The 20,988-nt window shown below is 66.9% G+C and carries 15 protein-coding genes and 1 tRNA gene; 9 read left to right on the top strand and 7 right to left on the bottom strand.

Annotation, left to right across the window (positions count from 1 at the left end; translation table 11 throughout):
* Positions 1 to 17: 17 nt before the first annotated feature.
* Together AB0N24_RS19490 and AB0N24_RS19485 are read right to left on the bottom strand one after the other, a co-directional pair.
* A complete protein-coding gene (locus AB0N24_RS19490) occupies positions 18 to 1,463 on the bottom strand; it encodes an MFS transporter (protein ID WP_364127775.1) in 1,446 nt (481 codons plus the stop codon).
* 93 nt (positions 1,464 to 1,556) lie between these two features.
* Positions 1,557 to 3,746: a RecQ family ATP-dependent DNA helicase gene (locus AB0N24_RS19485; RefSeq protein ID WP_364127772.1), complete on the bottom strand. Its 2,190-nt coding sequence runs from the start codon at positions 3,744 to 3,746 to the stop codon at positions 1,557 to 1,559.
* A gap of 150 nt (positions 3,747 to 3,896) precedes the next feature.
* On the opposite strand from AB0N24_RS19485, the gene AB0N24_RS19480 reads away from it, so the two are divergent.
* The 4 genes from AB0N24_RS19480 to AB0N24_RS19465 all read left to right on the top strand — a co-directional run bounded on the left by AB0N24_RS19480 (position 3,897) and on the right by AB0N24_RS19465 (position 7,585).
* Positions 3,897 to 5,315 (top strand): phosphomannomutase/phosphoglucomutase, encoded by a 1,419-nt coding sequence (locus tag AB0N24_RS19480; RefSeq protein WP_364127769.1) that lies wholly within the window; start codon positions 3,897 to 3,899, stop codon positions 5,313 to 5,315.
* Between the two features lie 9 nt (positions 5,316 to 5,324).
* Positions 5,325 to 5,795 (top strand): hypothetical protein, encoded by a 471-nt coding sequence (locus tag AB0N24_RS19475; protein ID WP_104173962.1) that lies wholly within the window; start codon positions 5,325 to 5,327, stop codon positions 5,793 to 5,795.
* Positions 5,796 to 5,815: 20 nt separating this feature from the next.
* Positions 5,816 to 6,265 (top strand): Rrf2 family transcriptional regulator, encoded by a 450-nt coding sequence (locus AB0N24_RS19470; RefSeq protein WP_214952323.1) that lies wholly within the window; start codon positions 5,816 to 5,818, stop codon positions 6,263 to 6,265.
* 159 nt (positions 6,266 to 6,424) lie between these two features.
* Positions 6,425 to 7,585 (top strand): globin domain-containing protein, encoded by a 1,161-nt coding sequence (locus tag AB0N24_RS19465; protein WP_364127765.1) that lies wholly within the window; start codon positions 6,425 to 6,427, stop codon positions 7,583 to 7,585.
* A gap of 9 nt (positions 7,586 to 7,594) precedes the next feature.
* On the opposite strand, the gene AB0N24_RS19460 is transcribed toward AB0N24_RS19465, so the two are convergent.
* The 4 genes from AB0N24_RS19460 to AB0N24_RS19445 all read right to left on the bottom strand — a co-directional run bounded on the left by AB0N24_RS19460 (position 7,595) and on the right by AB0N24_RS19445 (position 14,344).
* Positions 7,595 to 8,215: a TetR/AcrR family transcriptional regulator gene (locus AB0N24_RS19460; RefSeq protein WP_364127763.1), complete on the bottom strand. Its 621-nt coding sequence runs from the start codon at positions 8,213 to 8,215 to the stop codon at positions 7,595 to 7,597.
* Position 8,216: 1 nt separating this feature from the next.
* Positions 8,217 to 10,757 (bottom strand): PEP/pyruvate-binding domain-containing protein, encoded by a 2,541-nt coding sequence (locus AB0N24_RS19455; RefSeq protein WP_364127761.1) that lies wholly within the window; start codon positions 10,755 to 10,757, stop codon positions 8,217 to 8,219.
* Entirely contained in the window at positions 10,750 to 12,297 is a 1,548-nt protein-coding gene (locus tag AB0N24_RS19450; protein ID WP_364127758.1) for an MDR family MFS transporter, read from the bottom strand. Before AB0N24_RS19450 ends, AB0N24_RS19455 begins: the two co-directional genes overlap by 8 nt.
* Before the next feature lie 220 nt (positions 12,298 to 12,517).
* Complete coding sequence (locus AB0N24_RS19445) at positions 12,518 to 14,344, bottom strand: phosphoenolpyruvate carboxykinase (GTP) (RefSeq protein WP_364127755.1); 1,827 nt, start codon at positions 14,342 to 14,344, stop codon at positions 12,518 to 12,520.
* A gap of 278 nt (positions 14,345 to 14,622) precedes the next feature.
* Between AB0N24_RS19445 and AB0N24_RS19440 the strand changes: the two genes are divergently transcribed.
* Positions 14,623 to 14,696, top strand: a tRNA-Arg gene (locus AB0N24_RS19440).
* Between the two features lie 123 nt (positions 14,697 to 14,819).
* Here AB0N24_RS19440 and AB0N24_RS19435 read toward each other — a convergent pair.
* Positions 14,820 to 15,548: an FCD domain-containing protein gene (locus AB0N24_RS19435; RefSeq protein WP_364127752.1), complete on the bottom strand. Its 729-nt coding sequence runs from the start codon at positions 15,546 to 15,548 to the stop codon at positions 14,820 to 14,822.
* A gap of 173 nt (positions 15,549 to 15,721) precedes the next feature.
* On the opposite strand from AB0N24_RS19435, the gene AB0N24_RS19430 reads away from it, so the two are divergent.
* The 4 genes from AB0N24_RS19430 (at position 15,722) to AB0N24_RS19415 (ending at position 20,663) form a co-directional block, all read left to right on the top strand.
* On the top strand, positions 15,722 to 17,191 hold the full coding sequence (locus AB0N24_RS19430) for an NAD(P)/FAD-dependent oxidoreductase (RefSeq protein WP_364127749.1): 1,470 nt from the start codon (positions 15,722 to 15,724) through the stop codon (positions 17,189 to 17,191).
* An 87-nt stretch (positions 17,192 to 17,278) separates the two neighbouring features.
* Positions 17,279 to 18,016 carry an ABC transporter ATP-binding protein gene (locus tag AB0N24_RS19425; RefSeq protein ID WP_364127746.1) on the top strand — a complete coding sequence of 246 codons (738 nt, stop codon included), beginning with the start codon at positions 17,279 to 17,281 and terminating at the stop codon, positions 18,014 to 18,016.
* Positions 18,013 to 20,049, top strand: a complete 2,037-nt coding sequence (locus AB0N24_RS19420) for a YhgE/Pip domain-containing protein (RefSeq protein WP_364127743.1) — start codon at positions 18,013 to 18,015, stop codon at positions 20,047 to 20,049. The genes AB0N24_RS19425 and AB0N24_RS19420 overlap by 4 nt, the downstream gene beginning before the upstream one ends.
* Positions 20,046 to 20,663 (top strand): TetR/AcrR family transcriptional regulator, encoded by a 618-nt coding sequence (locus AB0N24_RS19415; protein WP_364127740.1) that lies wholly within the window; start codon positions 20,046 to 20,048, stop codon positions 20,661 to 20,663. The genes AB0N24_RS19420 and AB0N24_RS19415 overlap by 4 nt, the downstream gene beginning before the upstream one ends.
* Positions 20,664 to 20,988: the final 325 nt, after the last annotated feature.

Below are 20,988 nucleotides of genomic sequence, written 5' to 3'. Positions count from 1 at the left end.
TGCCTGGGGTTTGCGGCCTAGGAGTTCGCGGCCTTGGGTGCCGCGGAACGCCCGCGGCTGACTTCGGCTCCGGCCTGCCGGTGCAGCGCCAGGCTGTCGGCGGTGCTGAGCAGCATCAGAACCGTGATGGCCAGGAACGCGCCCCGGTAGGGCGCAACGGGGTCTGCCCCGAAGGCGCCGGGGGCGGCGAAGAGCCGGAGGAACAGGGCGCCAACGGCGATGCCGGCACCGGCCGCAAGCTGGACCAGGGTGGCCGAAATTGCGTTGGCGGACGGCAGCTGCCCCGGGACGATGTCGGCGTACTGGATGGAAGCGTACGCCGAGAAACCGATGGAGCGGAACGCGCCGCTGCAGACCAGCAAGGCGAAGATGAGCGGTTCCGGGGTTCCGGCGTCCAGCAGGGCGCACACGGCAAAGGTTGCGGCCGATGCGAGCGACGCGAAAACGAGGACGGGCTTAAAGCCGAACCTGCGGATGAGCGGTGTTGTTGCCGGTTTGATGCCGATATTGCCCACGAAAACCGCGGCCACCATGATGCCCGCATGCAGGGGATCCCAGCCGAAACCATCCTGGAACATGAGCGGCAGCAGGAAGGGGACCGCGCTGATGGTCAGGCGATAGATAAACCCGCCCGTGGACGTTGCCCGGAACGTCCGGGTGGCAAAGACATTCAGCTGGAAGAGCGGGTTGGTGGTGCGCCGCAACCACAGGACCGCCCCCGCAATCGACACGAAGCCCGCGGCCACGCAGGTCGCACCGAACGGCCCCGAGGGGTGGGCAGTGGCGAGTTCGAGGCCCACCACCAGGGCACCCACGCCCAGCGTTGTCAGCAGCAGCCCTACCCAGTCAAGGCGCCGGGACTGGTCTCCCGCTCCCTTGGGGACCAACCGCAGGGCAGCTATGAACGCAGCCAGTCCCAACGGAATGTTGATCAGGAAGATCCAGTGCCACGACAGGAACGTGGTCAGCGCTCCGCCCACCAACGGCGCAAGGACCGGTGCCAACAGCCCCGGCCACACCAGGTAGGCCGTGGCCCGCAGCAGGTCTTCCTTGGGGGTGCGGCGCAGCACCACGAGCGTGCCGACCGGCACCATCATGGCGCCGCCGGCGCCCTGCAGGACACGGCTGACGGTGAGCATAGTGAGGTCCTGGCTCAGCGCGCACAAAAGCGAGGCAATGGTGAACACGGCGATGGCGGCGCAGAAGACACGACGGGCGCCCACCCGTTCGGCCAGCCACCCGCTGACCGGAATGCCCATGGCCACCGTCATGAGGTAAGCCGTCATGGTGATGTTGACGTCCGCCGGCGCCACGGCGAAATCCCCCGCAATGCTGGGGATGGCAGTGGTCAGCACCGTGCCGTCCAGGAATTCCATAAAGAAGGTCGCAGCAACGAGCAGGGCCAGCCGGGGCTGCCACTCCTGGCGGACAGCCGAAGCGGCGTTGTTCAGTGGTTCGCTCATGGCTCCTGGCCTGGACTCATTCGCCGATCCTATAGGCGTGCCAGGCATGGTGCCAGAATAAGTCCGCCCCTTACGCGGACCCGCCGGAGGGCCCTACCCCGCCTGTCCCAGCACGAGCGGAAGCACGGCCCCGGCCCCGGCCCGGCGCAGGGCCCGGCCCGCGACTGTGACCGTCCAGCGGCTGTCCGTGAGGTCGTCCACCAGCATGATGCTCTGCCCCTGGATGCCGGCCATGGCCGCTTCCAGCTCAGGTCCCACGGCGAGGCGTTCCCAGACTCCGGCCAGGCGGTAGGCGCTGTTGCCTCCGCGCCCGCCGGTGGGTCCGCCGTGCTCCAGGTTCAGCTCGCCCAGGTACGGTATGCGGCCAATCCCGGAGATGCCCCGCGCAAGGGAGCCAACGAGGGCGGGCTTGCTGCGCGACGGGATGCTGACGATGGCTGCGGGACGTCCGGCGCCGCTCCAGCCGGGGTTGCGTTCGTTTCCGGTGCCCCATTCGCGGAGGACCTGGACGCAGGCCTGGAGCATGGCGGGGTCCACCTCGCGGTCCGCGGCTCCTGATGCGAATATTTCCCGCAGGGCACCGCCCCAGCCGAGGTCCGTCAGGCGGGCCAGCACCCGGCCCTCGGCCAGGCTCTCATCCGGCTTGATCTTGCCCTTGACGGTCACGCCGAGCCTGTCCATGCCGCTGGGCCACTGCAGGCGCGGCTCCAGTGCGATGCCGGCACGGCTGAGCGTCTGCCCCGCCGCTTCCGTTGCAGCTGACGCGATGTCCGCCGGGAACCAGCGTCCGGCGCAGTTGTCGCAGCGGCCGCACGCGTGGGCCGTTTCGTCGTCCAGGACCGAGGTGATGTACTCCATCCGGCACCCGGCCGTGTCCTGGTAGATCACCATGGAATCCTGCTCATCGACCCGGGCCTCGGCAATGCGCGTGTACCGTTCGGCGTCGTAGGTCCAGGGCTGGCCGGTGGAACGCCAGCCGCCGCCCACGCGCTCCACTGCTCCGTCCACGGACAGGACCTTGAGCAGCAGTTCGAGCGGCGTGCGCCGGAGGTCCACACGGGCTTCGAGGGCCACGGTGGATACAGCGGCGCCGGCCTCGGCCAGCGCAGTGAGGACCGCCGCGGCCTTTTCCTCCGACGGCATGGATGCCGTGGCGAAGTACTGCCAGATGTCGCGGTCGTCCGAGCCGGGCAGCAGCAGGACATCGGCGTTCGCCGCGCCACGCCCCGCACGGCCCACCTGCTGGTAGTAGGCCACCGGGGAGGATGGCGCACCCAGGTGCACCACGAAGCCCAGGTCAGGTTTGTCGAAGCCCATGCCAAGGGCCGAGGTGGCCACCAGCGCCTTGACCTCGTTGTCCTTGAGGAGCTGCTCAGCCCGTTCACGGTCCGCGGGATCCGTGCGCCCCGTGTAGGCGAGCACCTCATGGCCGGCCTCGGCGAGCAGGCGCGCGGTGTCCTCGGCAGCGGAGACTGTGAGGGTGTAGATGATGCCGCTGCCCGGCAGGTCCGCCAGGTGGGTCAGCAGCCAGCCCAGCCGGTCGCGGGAGTCCGGCAGGCTCAGCACGCCGAGCCGCAGCGACTCACGGCCAAGGGCGCCGCGGATGGTGAGCACGCCGTCGCCCAGCTGTTCCTCGATGTCGTGGACCACGCGGGAGTTGGCGGTTGCGGTGGTGGCCAGCACGGGCACGGTGTCCGGAAGCTGTGTGATGAGGTCCGCGATGCGCCGGTAGTCAGGGCGGAAGTCATGGCCCCAGTCCGAGATGCAGTGTGCCTCGTCAATCACCAGGAGCCCGGTGCGGCGGATCAGTTCCGGAAGCTGGTTCTCCCGGAAGGACGGATTGGTGAGCCGCTCCGGCGAAACAAGCAGCACGTCCACCTCGTCCGCAGCCAGCTGCCCGCGGACAGCATCCCACTCCAGCTGGTTGGCGGAGTTGATGGCGACGGCGCGGACGCCGGCCCGGGCCGCTGCCGCCACCTGGTCCCGCATCAGTGCCAGCAGCGGCGACACGATCACTGTGGGGCCGGCTCCGCGGCGCCTGAGCAGCAGCGAGGCCACAAAGTAGACGGCCGACTTTCCCCAGCCGGTGCGCTGCACCACCAGGGCGCGGCGGCCGCGGTCGACCAGCGCCTCAATGGCCTCGTACTGGCCGTCGTGAAAGCGGGCTTCCGGATGTCCCACCAGGCTTCGCAGCACTTCCAGGGCCTGGTCCCGGGTGCCCGTTTCACCTGCGGGAAGATCGACGGAAGCGGAAAGGACTGAAGCATTCTGGTTATTGGCCATTGGTTCAGTATCCCAGCCCTCTCTGACAGCCGGGAAGTTCAGGCTCCGGCCATGTGGACAGCAGATGTTACACCCGGGCCCGCACGGCACGCCCGCGTAACTCAACTACTCCTCCACAGCCGCGTTGCGCTTCAACGTAAGATGGAACGCGTGACTAGCGACCAGACAAAGACTTTTGACCTTTCGGCATCGTTCAAGGCCTACGACGTGCGTGGCATTGTGGGCGAATCCATCACTGCCGAAATCGTCGAAGCCGTAGGCGCCGCGTTCGTGGATGTCCTGGAGCTCGAGGGCCAGACGGTCCTGGTGGGCGGCGACATGCGCCCCTCCTCCCCCGAGTTCAGCAAGGCCTTCGCCAACGGCGCTGCCACCCGCGGAGCAAACGTCCAGCTGCTGGACCTCATCTCCACGGACGAGCTCTATTACGCCTGCGGTGCACTCAACGCGGCCGGCGCCACGTTCACCGCCAGCCACAATCCCGCCGAATACAACGGCATCAAGATGTCCAAGGCCGGAGCCCAGCCCATTTCCTCGGAGTCGGGCCTGAAGGAAATCCAGGCCCGCGCGGAGGAATATCTCCACGCCGGATCCATCCCGGCCGCGGGCACGCGCGGCCTCATCGGTGTCCACGATGTCCTCAAGGACTACTCCGAATACCTGCGCAAGCTCGTGGACCTCAAGGGATCCCGCCCCCTGAAGGTGGTGGTGGACGCCGGCAACGGCATGGCAGGCCTGACCACCCCGGCGGTGCTGGGCGGCGCCCTCCTGCCCAAGCTGCCGTTCGACATCATTCCCCTCTACTTCGAGCTGGACGGTTCCTTCCCGAACCACCCGGCCAACCCGCTCGAGCCGGAAAACCTGCTGGATCTGCAGGCTGCCGTCATCGAGCACGGCGCGGACATCGGACTGGCCTTCGACGGCGACGCTGACCGCTGCTTCGTCATCGACGAGAAGGGCAACCCCGTCTCACCGTCGGCCATCACCGGTATGGTGGCCCGCCGCGAGATCGCCCGCGCCAAGGCACAGGGCGAGGAAACGCCCACCATCATCCACAACCTGCTGACCTCCAAGGCGGTTCCGGAACTGGTGGAGCACGACGGCGGCCGCGCCGTCCGCACACGGGTCGGGCACTCGTTCATCAAGGCCGTCATGGCAGAGGAAGGCGCCGTCTTCGGCGGGGAGCACTCCGCGCACTTCTACTTCCGCGACTTCTGGAATGCAGACACCGGCATGCTGGCCGCCATGCACGTCCTGGCCGCCCTCGGCGAGCAGGACGGCCCGCTGTCCGAGCTCGGCCACGAGTACGAACCCTACGTTTCCTCCGGGGAAATCAACTCCGAAATTGACGACAAGGCAGGCGCCGTGGAGCGGGTCCGTGCCGATTTTGCCGGCGAAGACGTGGATGTCGACCTGCTGGACGGCAGCACGTTCACTGCCCGCGACGGCAGCTGGTGGTTCAACCTGCGCCCCTCCAACACCGAACCGTTCCTTCGCCTGAACGCCGAGGCCACGGACAGGGCCACGATGGAACGCATCCGCGACCGCGTGCTTGCCCTGGTCAACGGCTAGGCCGCCCGCATGGCTGAACTTTCCGGAACGCCCTGGCGGGACTCTGTGCCCGAGGCCACGGCCACCGACCTGGAAAACCTGCTGGGCACGGGCGTCGGCGCGGCACAGGAGCAGCTCGGGCGCAATGGCGGGTTCCTGCCCTTCGCACTCGTGGTGGAGAACGACGGCGAGGTGCGCCTCGTCGCCGTCACCCCTGCGGACGCCGAGGACGGCTCGGAGGGTGAATTCGATGCCGATACGATGATCAGCGACCTCACGGAACTGCTTCGGCAGAACCGGGACGATTTCCGTGCCGCCGCCGTGGTCTGCGACATCACCCTGCTGGAAGAAGACACGGATGCCATCCACGTGGCGGCCGAGCACCGTGACGGGTCCGTGTTCGCCGCCGTCCTGCCCTACGAACCCAACACCGAGTCACGCGAATGGGAGTTCGGGCAGCTTTCAGCTGATTCCAACGAACCCGCCATCTGGGTGGACTAGACCTCCACTAGGTTGATGACATGAAGATCAACGCCTTCGCGGATGTGAGCCTGCGGGCCATGATGGTGCTGTCCGCAGCCCCTGACGGCAACCTGCTGACCACGCAGAGCATCGCCGATGCCGTGGGCACCCCGTACAACCACGTCAGCAAGGCCATGGCCAAACTCCGTGAACTTGGCGTGATCGACGTCGAACGGGGCCGGAACGGCGGCTCCAGGCTCAACGAAGCCGGACGCAGGGCCACCGTGGGCCAGCTGCTGCGGCTCCTGAACACCCGGGTGGATCCGGCCGACTGCCACTCATTGAATGGCGACTGCCCGCTCATCAACGACTGCCGGCTTCGCGGGGCACTCTCGCGCGCCCGGGAAGCCTTTTACCGGGAACTCGACGACATTGTGGTGTCCACCCTTCCCGGATCCCGCCAGATGGCGCCTGTGTTCCAGGCGATCGGGCTCCGTCCGGGGCTCTGACCCCCGGCCCCCTGCAGACCGGGTATTTCCGGATCCGCCGCCCCCGATTTGGATATCTCTTCTACGAAGTGTAGAACTTAGGTATAAATACTTGTATTTCGAATACATGTATTGACGCGGTTCGGATGTACGCCCCGGGCCCTTACCTCAGGAGTACGCATGCTCTCGGACAAATCCCGCCCCGTCATCGAAGCCACCCTCCCGTTGGTCGGTTCCCGGATCGGCGAAATCACCCCCAAGTTCTACGCCCGGCTCTTCGCGGCGCACCCGGAGCTGCTGGACGGGCTCTTCAGCCGCTCGAACCAGCGCAACGGCAACCAGCAGCAGGCCCTGGCCGGAAGCATCGCCGCTTTCGCCACCCACCTGGTGAACAACCCCGGCACCCTGCCGGAGACCGTGCTCGCCCGCATCGCCCACCGCCACGCCTCCCTCGGCATCACCGAACCTCAGTACCAGGTGGTCTACGAGCACCTCTTCGCCGCCATCGCCGAAGACCTTGCCGAGGTCATCACCCCGGAAATCGCCGAAGCCTGGACCGAGGTCTACTGGCTGATGGCGGACGCCCTGATCAAGCTCGAAAAGGGCCTCTACGCCGCACAGGCCAACGGCACCATGTGGAGCCCGTGGAAGGTCGCCGCCAAGACCCCCGCCGGCACCGGGTCGATGACCTTCACCCTGGAACCGGCCGACGACACCCCCATCACGCCCGCCCTGCCCGGCCAGTACGTCAGCGTCAAGGTCACCCTCCCGGACGGGCTGCGCCAGGTCCGCCAGTATTCTCTCTCCGGCGACGCCGGCACGAGCCGCAGCTTCACCACCAAGAAGGACGACGGCGGCGAGGTCTCCCCCGTCCTGCACGACACCGTCCAGGTGGGCGACATCCTCGAGATCTCCAACCCCTACGGCGAGATCACGCTCAAGGAAGGCGAGGGCCCGGTTGTCCTGGCCTCCGCAGGCATCGGCTGCACGCCGACCGCGTCCATCCTGCGTTCCCTCGCGGACGCCGGCTCGGACCGCCAGGTCCTGGTCCTGCACGCGGAAAGCGATCTGGAGTCCTGGGCGCTGCGCTCCCAGATGACGGACGACGTCGAACGCCTCGAGGGAGCCGACCTCCAGCTCTGGCTGGAAGAACCGCAGGCCGGTTCCAACGCCGGCTTCATGTCCCTGCGCGAAGTGGACCTGCCGGCCAACGCCTCGCTGTACCTCTGCGGACCGCTGCCGTTCATGAAGAGCATCCGCAACGAGGCCATCAATGCGGGAATCCCTGCCACGAAGATCCACTACGAGGTCTTCGGCCCGGACATCTGGCTGGCGAGCTAGCCGAGACCTTCAGCCGACTGCCGGCGCCCCAGGCGGGCTGACCCCCAGCAACGGCAGCATCACCTCGTCCACCACCTGCACCAGATAATCGTCCTCGATGGGCGTGGCCGAGAAGATGAATCTCTGCCGCAGCAGGGCGGGGCCCGCCTCGATCTTGCAGGCCGTGGCCAGGGCGGGGTCGCATTCGCCCCGGGCCACGGCCTGCTCAATAATGGCGCGCATGACCTTGACGACGTTGCCCCGTGTGTAGTCGTGGATTTCCGCGGCCACCGACGGGTTCTGAAGCGCCTCGCCCAGCAGCCCGCGCATGGCCTGCCCCACCACTCCTTGAAGTTGCTGCGCCACCTGCCGCAGGACTGCCAGCGCATCTCCGCGCAGGCTTCCCGTGTCGGGGACGGACGCGGGGCTGGGCATCGCATCGTAAGCCGCTTCAAGTACCAACGCCGCACGTCCGGGCCACCGCCTGTACAGCGAGGCCTTACTGGCCCGGGCGCGCTCGGCGACGCTGTCCATGGTCAAGGCGGCATACCCGGATTCGGCGATCTCCGCCCGGACCGCTTCGAAGATGGCACTGTTCAGGGCAGCTCCGCGGCGGCGCGGCAGCTTTCGGTGGTCCTGGAGATCCGGCATCTCAGGCCCCGTCCGACGTGGGCGCGGACAGGACCGCTCCGGCGGTTCCGTCCACAAGTACGCGCTGCCCGTCGGCCAGGGTGCTGGTACCTGAACCAGTGCCCATGACAGCCGGAATTCCGTACTCCCTCGCCACGATCGCCGCATGCGAGCCGAGCCCTCCGGTGTCCACCACCACCGCGGCGGCCCGCTGGAACAGGGGTGTCCAGGACGGGTTGGTATACGGGCAGACCAGCACCTCACCAGTGCGCAGCTGGCCGAACTCGGCAGGACCACGGATCACCCGCACGGGCCCGCTCGCCTGGCCGCGGCTGGCTGGCGTTCCGGTGACGAGGGCATCTTTCACACGGCGGTTCCGGCCAAAGAGCAAAGCCGGGTCCAGTAACGGGATACCCTCCAGCTCGCGCCGCTTCGCCGCCCGCGCCAGCACCACCGGACGGAAACGCTCCCGGACGGAAGCTGGCAGCGCCCCGCCGTCGTCCGTGTCCGTGATGGACGCCAGCTCCTCGAAGCGCAGGTGGTAGACGTCGTGCGCGTCGTCGACCACGCCAGCAAGAACCAGGCGGTGGCCGAGCTCCCGGTACGCGCGGCGCATCGGCGGAATGACCTTTGTCGCGTAGAAGTGGCTGTCCTCGCGGAACGCCATTCCGCTCCGTGCGGACCCGACGGCGGCCAGCACGCTCCGGCGCAGCGGCGCGAACCGGAGCAGCGGGTGCCTCCTCAACTCGGACAGCGCCATCCCGGTCTGGTCCACCGTCTGGAGCCGCTCTCCGAACATGGCCTTCACCAGCCCCAGCACCACTTCCGGCGCATCGGACCAGGTGGGCGCGCTGCTCAGGACAACGCTGATGGTTTCACGGTGGCCGTATTCGAGCAGAAACGCTTTGAAAGCCTCGCGGAAGGCGACGTGTTCGGGTTCCTTTTCCACCAACTCCAGCAGCCGGCCCGGGTCCGACTCAGCAAAGGCGCGTGCCAGTCCGGGATCATCGGCGGCAACCGCAGCCAGCTGTTCAAGGGCGCGGTTCGCCTGGCTGGTCCGGGTTTCCGCCCCGGCGATCAGCGCAGCCGCCAGCTTAGCCTTGCCCAGCAGCACGAGCATCAGACGCATTTTCAGCAACGGCACGAATACTCCGGGCAGGTAGGAGACGCGCAGATCCGTGATGCCCCGCATCGTTGCGAAGGATTCTTCCGCGAGTGCGACGACGGCACGCCACCGTAACGGGCCGGGATCCTTCCCGTTCAGCTGTTCCACGTTCTCAAGGAACGCGGAAAACCGTGGATCCTGCGTCCATTTGGCCGGATTGAACTGCCTGGCGCGGCGCGCCAATGACACAGGCGCGGCCAGCGTCCGGATGGTCGGGTGCGGAATCGGCGGGACGAGCCGCACCACCACGCCGTCCTCCTCCGGGAGCAGGTGATCAACCGTTGGGAAGACCACCCCCACGCTTCCGGCCATCCGATGCAGCATGGCCAGGATCCCCCGGCTCATCCAGCCGGACACATCCAGCGGATAGGGCCGTTCCTGGAACATCTCCATGAAAAACGGCCCGAGCCGACGTTGGAAGGGGTTGAGCGTCCGCGGCTGGGGCGGCAGCGCCGTCATGGGCCGCGACTGCAGCACGTACAGGAATCCCCCGGACACCGCCCATTCAATGTCCTGCGGCCGCCCGAAGTGTTGCTGTGCCCGCTGGCCCAGACGGGCCAGCTCCGTCAGTTGATCCGCGGCCAGCTCCGGCCCGGTGCCCGGCGCTCCGGGGTTTTCCTGTGTGCCGCCGCCCTCGGCCGCGGTGATCACCACTTCCCGGCCACCGGGCGCAAAGCTGAGCGCCTTTCCCGTGCGGTCCAGGACATAGTGTTCCGGCGTCACCCGCCCTGCGACCACTGCCTCCCCCAGCCCAGGGCTCGCGTCCACCACGATTTCACCACGCTCGCCCGTGACGGGGTTAGCGGTGAACATGACTCCGGCCGTATCGGCGGGCACCATTCTCTGCACGACGACGGCGATGGCCAGCCCGCGCGGATCGATCCCCTGACGCTGGCGGTAGGCAACGGCCCGGTCCGTCCACAGCGACGCCCAGCAGTCGGCGACCGCCTGGACCACGGCGTCCTCGCCGAGTACGTTCAAATACGTGTCCTGCTGGCCGGCGAACGCGGCCCCCGGCAAGTCCTCCGCCGTGGCGCTGGAACGGACTGCCACGGCCCCGCCGCCCAGCTCCGCATAGGCTGCCGCGATCTCTTGCCTCAACTGCCCGGGAATTTCCGTGCCCACGAACAGGGCACGGATGGCGGCGCCGCGGCTTTCACCCTCAGCCGTGCCAATGTCCGGGCCGCCGGCGGGGTCTGCTCGCAGCAGGCCCTCCAGCGCCGCACCCACCCTTGTCTCCGCCAGGAAGGACAGGTACGCGCCGGTGGTGATGATGAAGCCCGGCGGCACCGGAAATCCCTGGCGCACCAGCTCGCCCAGGGCGGCACCCTTTCCACCGGCGGAGGCGATGTCTCCTGCGCCGAAATCGGCCAGCGGGGCGGTGGTCTTCTCAGTCATCGGGGGCTCCTCGTGGTTTGCGGTCGTCAGGGTCTGCGGCGTCGGAGTGCGCCGTGGTCCGCAGCACCCGCTCGGGCAGGAAGAGCGTCAGGACGAATGCCGCGGCCAGCACCATGGCTGCATAGCCGAAAACGGGCGGAAGTGCATGGCCGAACGCCTCGGCCACTGCACTGCGGTCCGCAGCAGGCAGACGCTCAAGCGCCTTGGGCGTCAGTGATTTGAGGCTCTCCCCCAGTGCTGCTGCCAGCGGCGCTGGGACGGCGGCGGCGAAGCGCACAGTGATCAGGGAACCCAGAACTGCTACACCAACAGAGGCGCCCACCTGGCGAAGAAAGGTCACGGTGGACGTGGCGGCGCCCAGGTCGCGCCGCTCCACGGAGTTCTGCACCACCAGCACCATGACTTGCATAACCAGCCCGATGCCCAGGCCGAGCAAGAGCATCGACGCCAGCACCAGCCACGGGCTGCTCCTCGAATCCATGGTGCTGAACAGCCAGGTTCCCGGAACGGCCAGCAGCGTCCCGGCCACCGGGTACAGCTTGTAGCGGCCGGTGCGGGTGATCAGTGCGCCGGATGCCGCCGTCGTGAACAACAGTCCGGCCATCAGGGCGATCAGCATTCCGCCCGAAGCGGTGGCCGACATGCCCATGCCCACCTGCAGGAACGCCGGAAGGTAGCTCAGCGTGGCGAACATGGCGAAGCCGATCAGGAAGCTGACCGCCGCGGGGACCGCAAATGCGGCGTCGCGGAACAGCGACAACGGGATGATCGGATCCGCCGTGCGGCGCGCGGCAAACAACCACCCGGCCGTGGCCGCAACAGCCACCGCGGCCAGGACGGGCGCCACCCAGCCCGGCCCCGAATAGCTGCCGCCGCTGCAGAGCAGGATCACGGAGACAATTGCCAGGCACAGCAAAGCCGCGCCGGCGTAGTCCACCCGCCGCCCGCGCGGGGTGTCCGGCAGCCGGAGTGTGAGGGTCACCACGGCCAGGGCGGCCAGGCCCAACGGCACGTAGAAATAGAAGATCCAGCGCCAGGAGAAGTGGTCCACCACCGCCCCGCCGGCAAGTGGACCGGCTACCGCGGCCACAATGAAGGCGGCGCCGATGATGCCAAGAAACCTGCCGCGGTCGCGGGGACTGACAAGTTCGCCAATGATCGCCTGTGCCCCGATCATGAGCCCTCCGCCGCCGATGCCCTGAACCGCCCGGTAGGCGATGAGTTCCGGCACGGTCTGCGCCAGGGAGCACAACGCCGCGCCAATAACGAAGAAGATCAGGGAGCCTTGGAGGACGCGCTTGCGCCCAAAAGCATCGCCGAGCTTGCCGGTCAGGGGCATCGCGGCCGTGGCGGCGACAAGGTAGCCGGTGATGATGGCGGACATCTGGTCCAGACCACCCAGGTCTCCGGCAACGGTGGGCAGCGCAGAGGCCATGACCGTCTGGTCAAGGGCTCCCAGGAACATCACGAGCAGGATGCCGGGCAGCGCCGCCCTGATGGCAGTCGGGATCCGCTTGGTGTGCTGCTGGGCGTTGTCCAAGGCCCCGGTCCCTCAACTTAGAGAACAACTAGTTCTCTAAAAGCTACGCCCGGCCGCTGCGCCGCACAATGGCCAGGCGTATGATCGACTGCTCCAGAACAGCCGTTTTGACCGTGGAAAAGGGCCGTTACGGAGCAATCGACGGTGAATTGACGACGGCGGCCCCGCACCTTCCAGGGGGAAAGGTGCGGGGCCGCCGTCGTACTCGGCACTAAAAGACCTAGCCGAGGCGGGCCTTCAGGCCCTCCAGTTCGGACTGCAGTGCCTCGGGCAGCGAACCGCCGAAGTTGGCGAACCATTCCTCGATCGACGCGAGCTCGGTGGCCCACTCGGCCGGGTCGACACGGACGGCCTCTTCAACCTGGGCCGGGGTCATGTCCAGGCCCTTGAGGTCGATCGCATCACCGGTGGGAACGAACCCGATGGGGGTCTCCACGGCGTCAGCCTTGCCTTCGAGGCGCTCGATGGCCCACTTCAGGACGCGGGCGTTGTCACCGAATCCGGGCCAGGCGAAGCCGCCCTCGGAATTGCGGCGGAACCAGTTGACCAGGAAGATCTTGGGCAGGCGCTCCGGGTTGGCCTTGGCGGACAGGTTCACCCAGTGGTTCAGGTAGTCGCCTGCGTCGTAGCCGATGAAGGGCAGCATGGCCATCGGATCCCGGCGGACAACACCAACGGCGCCGGCTGCAGCGGCAGTGGTCTCGGACGACAGGGTGGAGCCCATGAAGATGCCGTTGGACCAGCTGCGTGCCTCGGTGACCAGCGGAATGGTGGTCTTGCGGCGGCCACCGAAGAGAATCGCGGAAAGCTCCACACCGTTCGGGCTGTGGTACTCCTCGGCCAGCATGTCGATCTGGTCGATCGGCGTGCAGAACCGTGAGTTCGGATGCGCAGCAGGCTTGTCCGAATCCGGAGTCCAGGAGTTGCCCTGCCAGTCAGTGAGGTGCGCGGGCACTTCCTCGGTCATGCCCTCCCACCACACACCGCCGTCGTCGGTCAGCGCGACGTTGGTGAAGATGCTGTTGCCCTTGGCGATGGCGCGCATCGCGTTGGGGTTGGTTCCCCAGCCGGTGCCGGGAGCGACGCCGAAGAGACCGGCCTCGGGGTTGACGGCGCGGAGCTCGCCTTCCTTGCCGAAGCGCATCCAGGTGATGTCGTCACCCAGGGTCTCCACCTTCCAGCCTTCGATGGTGGGATCGAGCAACGCGAGGTTGGTCTTGCCGCATGCGGACGGGAAGGCCGCCGAGACGTAGTACGTCTTCTGCTCCGGGGACGTCAGCTTCAGGATGAGCATGTGCTCAGCCAGCCAGCCTTCGTCGCGGGCCATCACGGAGGCGATGCGGAGGGCGTAGCACTTCTTGCCCAGCAGCGCGTTTCCGCCGTAGCCGGAGCCGTAGGACCAGATGGAGCGTTCCTCGGGGAAGTGCACGATCCACTTGTCCGGGTTGCACGGCCACGGCACGTCGGCCTGGCCGGCCTCGAGCGGGGCACCCAGGGAGTGCAGGGCCGGGACGAAGAACGCGTTGGTCTCGGTGATGCGGTTCAGCACGTCGGTGCCGATGCGGGCCATGATGCGCATCGAGGCAACAACGTAGGCACTGTCGGTGATTTCGACGCCGAACTTGGGATCTTCGGCATCCAGGTGGCCCATGACGAACGGGATCACGTACATGGTGCGGCCGCGCATGGAGCCGGCGAACAGTCCGCGCAGCTTCTGCTTCATCTCAGCCGGGGCCATCCAGTTATTGGTGAAGCCGGCGTCGTGCTCCTTCTCGGAGCAGATGAAGGTCTGCTCTTCCACACGGGCTACGTCCGCGGGATCAGAGAATGCAGCGAAAGAGTTGGGGAAGAGCTCCTGGTTCAGGCGCGTCAGCGTTCCTGCTGCGACGAGTTCGTCGGTGAGGCGCTTGTTTTCCTCTTCGGTACCGTCAACCCAGTGGATGCGGTCCGGCTGGGTAAGTTCTGCAACCTCTTCGACCCATGCCAGCAGGCCAGCATGTGTAGTGGGTGCTTTCTCAAGCAGCGGCAGTCGTGCGAGATCGCCCATTGCGGTTCCCTTCCTCGGGTTCAGTCGTGTGTCCTAAATGCTAGGGCTCTAGACCACTGGAATTTCTGGGCTAGAGATGGGATGTCCTCGGGGCTAAAAAGCAAAAACCGCGGAAAATCAAGGAACAGCACCCAAGAAATCACGCAATTTTGTGAGGAAGGTCACATAGACCGGTCTAGTCGCGTAGATTACACACGTTTCGATTTGGAACTCCGTGGCAACTCGCGTAAAGTAATTCGAGGTTCGGGGGTGAACGAAAAACTCCCGGAGCCGAGAATGCGCCCATAGCTCAGCTGGATAGAGCGTCTGTCTACGGAACAGAAGGTCAGGGGTTCGAATCCCTTTGGGCGCACAGATAGAAAGATCCGCACCGGTTCGCCGGTGCGGATCTTTTTTTGTTTCAGTATGTTTCGGCCTGACCGCCGAGGGCGGCCGCCCGGCAGGCCTGACCGCCCCTTCGGGTCAGGCCGCCGCCCTACTTTTCTATTGACTCGGTGATGCGGTGACGGATGCCGTCGAAGTGGTGGTTGAGCCGTTCAGCAGCCAGGGCCTTGTCCCCATCCGCCACTGCCTCATAGATCCCGCGGTGCATCGCCGCCGTCTCCGTCAGGTCCTCGGCACCGGTGCCGACCTCGAGGTGGATTTGCCGGTAGACCTTCCAGAAAACGGCGAGCAGGTTGATCAGCAGCGCGTTGTTAAGCGGCTCAAACAACCGCCGGTGGAACTCGGCGTCCGCTTCCACAAACGCCTCCCCCGCGGCAGCCAGCTCCTCCATCCGGACCACGGACTCCTCAACAGCTGCCAGCTGCCCGGAGCTCATCGCATCCATGGCGCTGGCGACCAGGCCGGATTCGAGGGCCTGCCTGACGTCCACCAGCTCCAGGGCCTCACCGCCCCTGTGCCGCAGCGACAGCCTGCCACGGAATGTCAATCCGTCTGCCAGGGCATCAAAATTACTTGGCGCCACAAACATTCCGAATCCGTGGCGGATTTCCACAACGCCAAGCGCCTGCAGCACTTTGAGTGATTCACGGAGCGTATTCCGCCCCACGCCCAACGCCACGGCGAGCTCGTTTTCAGTGGGCAGCGGATCACCCACTTCGAGTTCACGTTCCAGAATGAGGTCCATGATGTCCGCCTGAAGCGCGCGGAGCCGCGCCTGGGCGCTGAACCGCGCCTGCGAAGCGACGCCTGATGTAGTCATGGGTTCCCCTAACCGAGAGTCCTGAACCACCGGACACAGTGGGTCACAGCAAACAATATTGGATGTCCCACCTACTGTTAAGCTCCCGCGCCTGTCCCGGGCCCGATTCCCGGCGCCAATCCCCGGGGCTGCATCCCGCCCCAGGTCCTGGATGCCGGGCGTAGTCTGTTGCCATGACGGCGACGATTGAACGCGAATTCGATGTCATAGTGATCGGCGCGGGCGCCGTGGGGGAGAACGTCGCGGACCGCGTGGTCCAGGGCGGCCTGACGGCGGTCCTGGTGGAGGCGGAGCTGGTTGGCGGCGAATGCTCCTACTGGGCCTGCATGCCCTCCAAGGCCCTGCTGCGCCCCGGCACCGCCCTCCATGGCGCACAAACCGTTCCCGGTGCCGGAGAAGCTGTCACGCGGACCCTGGACGCGTCCGCCGTACTCAAGCGCCGGGACTACTTCACGTCCAACTGGCAGGATGACGGCCAGGTCAAATGGGTGGAGGACACCGGGATTGAACTGATCCGGGGCCGCGGCCGCATCACCGGCCCCCGTGCGGTCGAAGTGACGGGATTGGACGGCAAGAACTACCTCCTCTCGGCGAGGCACGCCGTCGTACTCTCCACCGGATCGGCCCCCACGGCCCCGCCGGTAGCAGGCCTGGCGGAGCTGGACTACTGGACCACCCGTGAGGCCACCTCCGCACGCAGCGTTCCGCGCAGCCTGGTGGTCCTCGGCGGCGGAGTGGCCGGCACCGAGCTGGCGCAGGCATTCGCCCGACTTGGTTCGTCCGTGACTCTCGTGGCCCGCGGCGATCTGCTCAGCATGTACCCGCAGGACGCCGCAAATCTGGTGCTGGCCGGGCTCCGCGCGGACGGTGTGGACGTCCGCCTCAACACCGGCACTGAGCGGGTCAGCAAGAACGACGACGGCTCCGTCACCGTGGCCCTGGCGGACGGCAACAGCCTCAGCGCCGAGAAGCTGCTGGTGGCAACCGGCCGCCATGCCGCCCTCGAGGGATTGGGGCTGGAAGCCGTGGGCCTTGGCGCCGCCGACGGCAAAGTACCGCCGCTCCGCACGGACACCACCGGGCTGGTGGAGGGCATCGTCGCCGGCGGCGGCGACGGCGGCAACGGCCCGTGGCTCTATGCGGTGGGGGACGCGGCCGGCAAGGTCATGCTCACGCACCAGGGCAAATATTCGGCACGCGCCACAGGCGACGCCATCGCCGCGCGGGCCAAGGGTGAGCTGCACGGAACGCCGGCGCCGTGGAGCCGCTACGCGCAGACCGCCAACGACCATGCCATCCCCAACGTGGTGTTCACGGATCCCGAGCTCGCCAGCGTAGGCCGGTCCGTCGGGCAGGCGGAGAAGGACGGCTACAACGTCTCCTCTGTGGAACTCGCCATCAACGTGTCCGGCTCCTCGCTGCATTCCGAGCACTACGAGGGCTGGGCGCAGCTGGTGGTGGACGAGGACCGGAAGGTGCTGCTGGGGGCCACGTTCGCGGGCCCGGACGTGGCCGAGCTCCTCCATGCCGCCACCATCGCCGTCGTGGGCCAGGTGCCCCTGGACCGGTTGTGGCATGCGGTGCCGTCCTACCCCACCATCAGCGAGGTGTGGCTTCGGCTGCTCGAGGAGTACGGCCTCTGACTGCTTGGTCACATCCGCCGCATTCTATTTGAACTGACTGGTCAGTTCAGTTAGCCTTGAAGCAGAAACCCTCTGCGAAAGGCTCCAATGCTCTCGGTTCGACAGCTTCACGTGAAAGGCCGGCGGGATGACCTCCTCCCGCCGACTTCACTCCAGGCCCGGCGGGGCGAGCTGGTATTGGTCACCGGCGCCGGCCAGGACCAGAGAACTGCGCTCGCACTCACACTGAGCGGACGCATGAAACCGTCGTCCGGCGAGCTCCTCTGGGACGGCGTGGCGAAAACCAAGCACATTCGGCTGGCCAGCTCCCTGGTGGACGCCCCCGGGGTCAACGAACCCGAGCAGCACCTGAGCGTGCGCGATCTCGTTACCGAAGACCTGGCCCTGATCCCCCGGCGCTACCGCGGTGCACTGCTCAGCAAACCATGGCTGAAAGTCAACCGCTTCGAGGACATCGCTGGCCTGTGGACGGAACAGCTGGCCCCCGCCAGGCGCATCGAACTGCTCACCGCCCTCTCGCTCGCCAACCCGGACACCGACCTCCTGGTGGTCGACTCCCCCGACCGCCACAGCGCTGACACCGCAGACTGGCTGCCGCGGCTTCAGGAGCTGGCGTACGACGGCGGCCGGCACCTCGCCGTCGTCGCCACGGTCGCTTCCCTCCCGGACAACTGGACCGGCCCCGCCGCGGTGATCGGCAACGCCGTACCTCTCCCCCCGGCCAGCAAGAGTTTTTGTCCAGATAACGCGAGCAAAACGGCCCCGAAGTCCCCGGATCTGGACAAAAACTCCATTACCGAAACCGAAACAGAGGACGCAAAGTGACTGTGCTGCGGCTGGCCCGCTCCGAACTCAAGCGCATGACCGGCGGGCTGCTGCCCAAGCTGACCATCATTGCCCTGGCCATGGTGCCGCTGCTTTACGGCGCGGTGTATCTCTACGCCAACTGGGATCCGTACAGCAACCTGGACCAGATCGACGCCGCACTGGTGGTCGAAGATACCGGTGCCACGTCCGGCGACGGAACACAGCTGCATGCCGGCCAGGATGTAGCGGACAGCCTCATCGACGGTCACGTGTTCAACTGGCAGCCGGTCGATTCCGCAGAGAAGGCCGATGAAGGAGTCAGCAGCGGCAAGTACGCCTTCGCCCTCAAAATTCCCAAGGACTTTTCCGCGAACCTTGCCTCCCCCGGCAGCTTCGACGCAGCCAGCCAGGCCATGCTGAACGTGACCACGAACGACGCCAACAACTACCTCCTGAGCACCATCGTGGACAAGCTGACCACGGCCGTCCACTCGAGCGTCGCGAAGGAAGTGGGCGAGGAAACCGCCAACCAGCTGCTCACCGGGTTCGGCACCATCCACACCCAGATGGTCAAGGCCGCGGACGGCGCCGGCCAGCTTTCCGACGGCGTGACCAAGCTCCACGACGGCACCGTGACCCTCCACGACGGCACCACGCAGCTGAGCAGCGGGGCCGGCGAGCTCTACGGCGGCCAGCTCAAGCTGCGCGACGGCGCCAACCAGCTGAACGCCGGAGCGGCACAGCTGAGCGACGGACTCGGCCAGCTCGAGGACAAGACGGCCTCGCTGCCGGCCGATTCGCAAAAGCTGGCCGACGGCGCCGCCCAGGTGGCCGCCGGAAACGCCACCCTGAACACCAAGGTGCAGGACGTCGTCGGACAATTGAACGCGGCGGACCAGGGGCTGCGGAACCGGGTTGTCGAGTCCAACAGCAGGCTGATGGCCGCAGGGATCATCACCCAGGCCCAGGCGGACAGCATCCTGGCGGACTTTGATGCGGCTGCTGCCTCCGGACCTGTCGCGGACGCCAGGGCCAAAATCCAGTCTGATGCGGCGCAGATCCAACAGCTTGCCGACGGTTCGGCTGCAGTGAGCGCCGGTGCCGCCAAGCTGGCGGCATCCACTCCCGCCCTGACGGGCGCCATCTCCCAGGCGTCCGCAGGCGCCGACCAGCTCCACACCGGATCATCCGCACTGGCGGCCGGCGAGCAGAGTGCCGTTGACGGCGCCGCGAAGCTGGCCGAAGGCGCCCGGACGCTCGACGGCGGCGCGGCGCAGCTTGAGGACGGCGCGGCAACGGCTGCCGGCGGAGCAGGCACCCTTGCCTCGGAGCTGGCCAAGGGCGCCGGGAAGGTTCCCAATCCCGACGATGCCCAGAAGGACAGCCTCGCCAAGGTCATGGCCGATCCCGTGGCCGTCAGCAACGTCTCCCAGGCGAAGGCCGGGTCCTATGGGGCCGGCCTCGCGCCGTTCTTCCTGACCCTGGCACTGTGGATCGGCATCTTTATGCTCATCCAGGCCATGCGGCCGGTCACGCAGCGGGCGCTGGCGTCCAACGCGCCGTCGTGGAAGATCGCCGTGGGCGGCTGGCTTCCCTTCCTGGCTGTCTCCGTTGTCCAGGCGAGCCTGCTCACTCTCGTCGTGGACCTGGCGCTGGGCCTGGACCCCGCGCACCCGGTGCTGATGTGGCTGTTCATGCTTGCGGCCTCCATGGCATTCAGCGCCATCATCCAGGGCATCGTGGCTTTGCTTGGTTCACCCGGGAAGCTGGTGGTGCTGATCCTGCTGGTGCTTCAGCTGGTGTCCTCGGGAGGCACCTTCCCCTGGCAGACCACGCCCCAGCCGCTGCACGTGGTGCATGAGGTCCTCCCGATGGGCTACGTGGTCACCGGGATGCGGCACCTGATCTATGGCGCGGACCTGTCGATGATCCTGCCCACCGTGGCCGGCCTGCTTGGCTACACTGTGCTGGGGGCCGCGCTATCAACGCTGGCCGTCCACAAGCACAAGTTCTGGACCCTGAAGTCCCTGAAACCGGAGATCGCCGTATGAGCAGGCAGGAAGCCGGCGACAAGAAGCTCCGCCCCGCCCGCACCAATGCCACCAAGCAGAAGCTGTTCGAAGCCTCCATGGAACTCATCGGGGAACGCGGTGCGGCCGGCGTCACGGTGGACGAGATCGCTGCGGCCGCCGGCGTTTCCAAGGGAACCGTGTATTACAACTTCGGCAGCAAGTCCGACCTGATCGCCCAGCTGCTGCGCCACGGCGTGGACATCCTGCTGGCCAGGCTGCTGAGCGTGAAGGACTCCTCCGCTGACCCGCTGGCGGCCATGGACGAGATGATCGGCCAGGCGATGGACTTCATGGCCGAGTACCCGTCCTTCGCCAGGCTCTGGGTCAGCGAGAACTGGCGGACCCCCAGCGAGTGGCAGGACACCTTTGCCGAGCTCCGCGGCCGCCTGCTGGAAGTGATCGGCGCCGCGATCGAGGGCGTGGCCGGACGGTACGACGTTGACGAATCCATCTCCCGTGGCAGCCTGGAGACCGCCATCTTCGGCGCATGCTTTGTGGTGGGCCTGGACCGCCAGACGTACAACCCCGAGCGCACGCGCGAACAGAGCGTCGCGGCCATCATGGCAATCATGCGTGGCTACGTCAGGAAGTAGCGTGCGTCGGGGAAGATTAGTCACATGCGCCACATGGGTAACAGTGGAAGACTAGCCATCATTGCGGCCTTCGCCGCCGCGGGCCTTCTGGTGCTCACCGCGATCACGCTCGAAGAGGCAGTGATGTACACGTTCCTCGGAGCCGTGGCCGTGGGATACCTTGCCTGTGTCGTCCAGGTGGTGGCCCGGCGACGCAACGTGGCCCTGCTGGCGGGAGGCGTGGGAACCAGCCTGTTCATCGGTTTCGCCATTGCTTTCCTGCGCATGTGGGGGCTCGCCTTCACCGCGGAACCGGATTCGCTGGGCACGGCCGTGACCACGCAGG

Origin of the sequence: Arthrobacter sp. NPDC093128 (assembly GCF_040683875.1) — a bacterium.
In the GTDB taxonomy this organism is placed as follows: domain Bacteria; phylum Actinomycetota; class Actinomycetes; order Actinomycetales; family Micrococcaceae; genus Arthrobacter.
Note: the sequence above shows the minus strand (reverse complement) of the source record. Positions and strands in the feature narration are given on the sequence as shown.

Bases quoted from the DNA above. Each gene is read 5' to 3' on its own strand.
- AB0N24_RS19490 (WP_364127775.1), bottom strand. From the start codon at position 1,463: ATGAGCGAACCACTGAACAACGCCGCTTCGGCTGTCCGCCAGGAGTGG.
- AB0N24_RS19485 (WP_364127772.1), bottom strand. From the start codon at position 3,746: ATGGCCAATAACCAGAATGCTTCAGTCCTTTCCGCTTCCGTCGATCTT.
- AB0N24_RS19475 (WP_104173962.1), top strand. From the start codon at position 5,325: ATGGCTGAACTTTCCGGAACGCCCTGGCGGGACTCTGTGCCCGAGGCC.
- AB0N24_RS19470 (WP_214952323.1), top strand. From the start codon at position 5,816: ATGAAGATCAACGCCTTCGCGGATGTGAGCCTGCGGGCCATGATGGTG.
- AB0N24_RS19465 (WP_364127765.1), top strand. From the start codon at position 6,425: ATGCTCTCGGACAAATCCCGCCCCGTCATCGAAGCCACCCTCCCGTTG.
- AB0N24_RS19460 (WP_364127763.1), bottom strand. From the start codon at position 8,215: ATGCCGGATCTCCAGGACCACCGAAAGCTGCCGCGCCGCCGCGGAGCT.
- AB0N24_RS19455 (WP_364127761.1), bottom strand. From the start codon at position 10,757: ATGACTGAGAAGACCACCGCCCCGCTGGCCGATTTCGGCGCAGGAGAC.
- AB0N24_RS19445 (WP_364127755.1), bottom strand. From the start codon at position 14,344: ATGGGCGATCTCGCACGACTGCCGCTGCTTGAGAAAGCACCCACTACA.
- AB0N24_RS19435 (WP_364127752.1), bottom strand. From the start codon at position 15,548: ATGACTACATCAGGCGTCGCTTCGCAGGCGCGGTTCAGCGCCCAGGCG.
- AB0N24_RS19430 (WP_364127749.1), top strand. From the start codon at position 15,722: ATGACGGCGACGATTGAACGCGAATTCGATGTCATAGTGATCGGCGCG.
- AB0N24_RS19425 (WP_364127746.1), top strand. From the start codon at position 17,279: ATGCTCTCGGTTCGACAGCTTCACGTGAAAGGCCGGCGGGATGACCTC.
- AB0N24_RS19415 (WP_364127740.1), top strand. From the start codon at position 20,046: ATGAGCAGGCAGGAAGCCGGCGACAAGAAGCTCCGCCCCGCCCGCACC.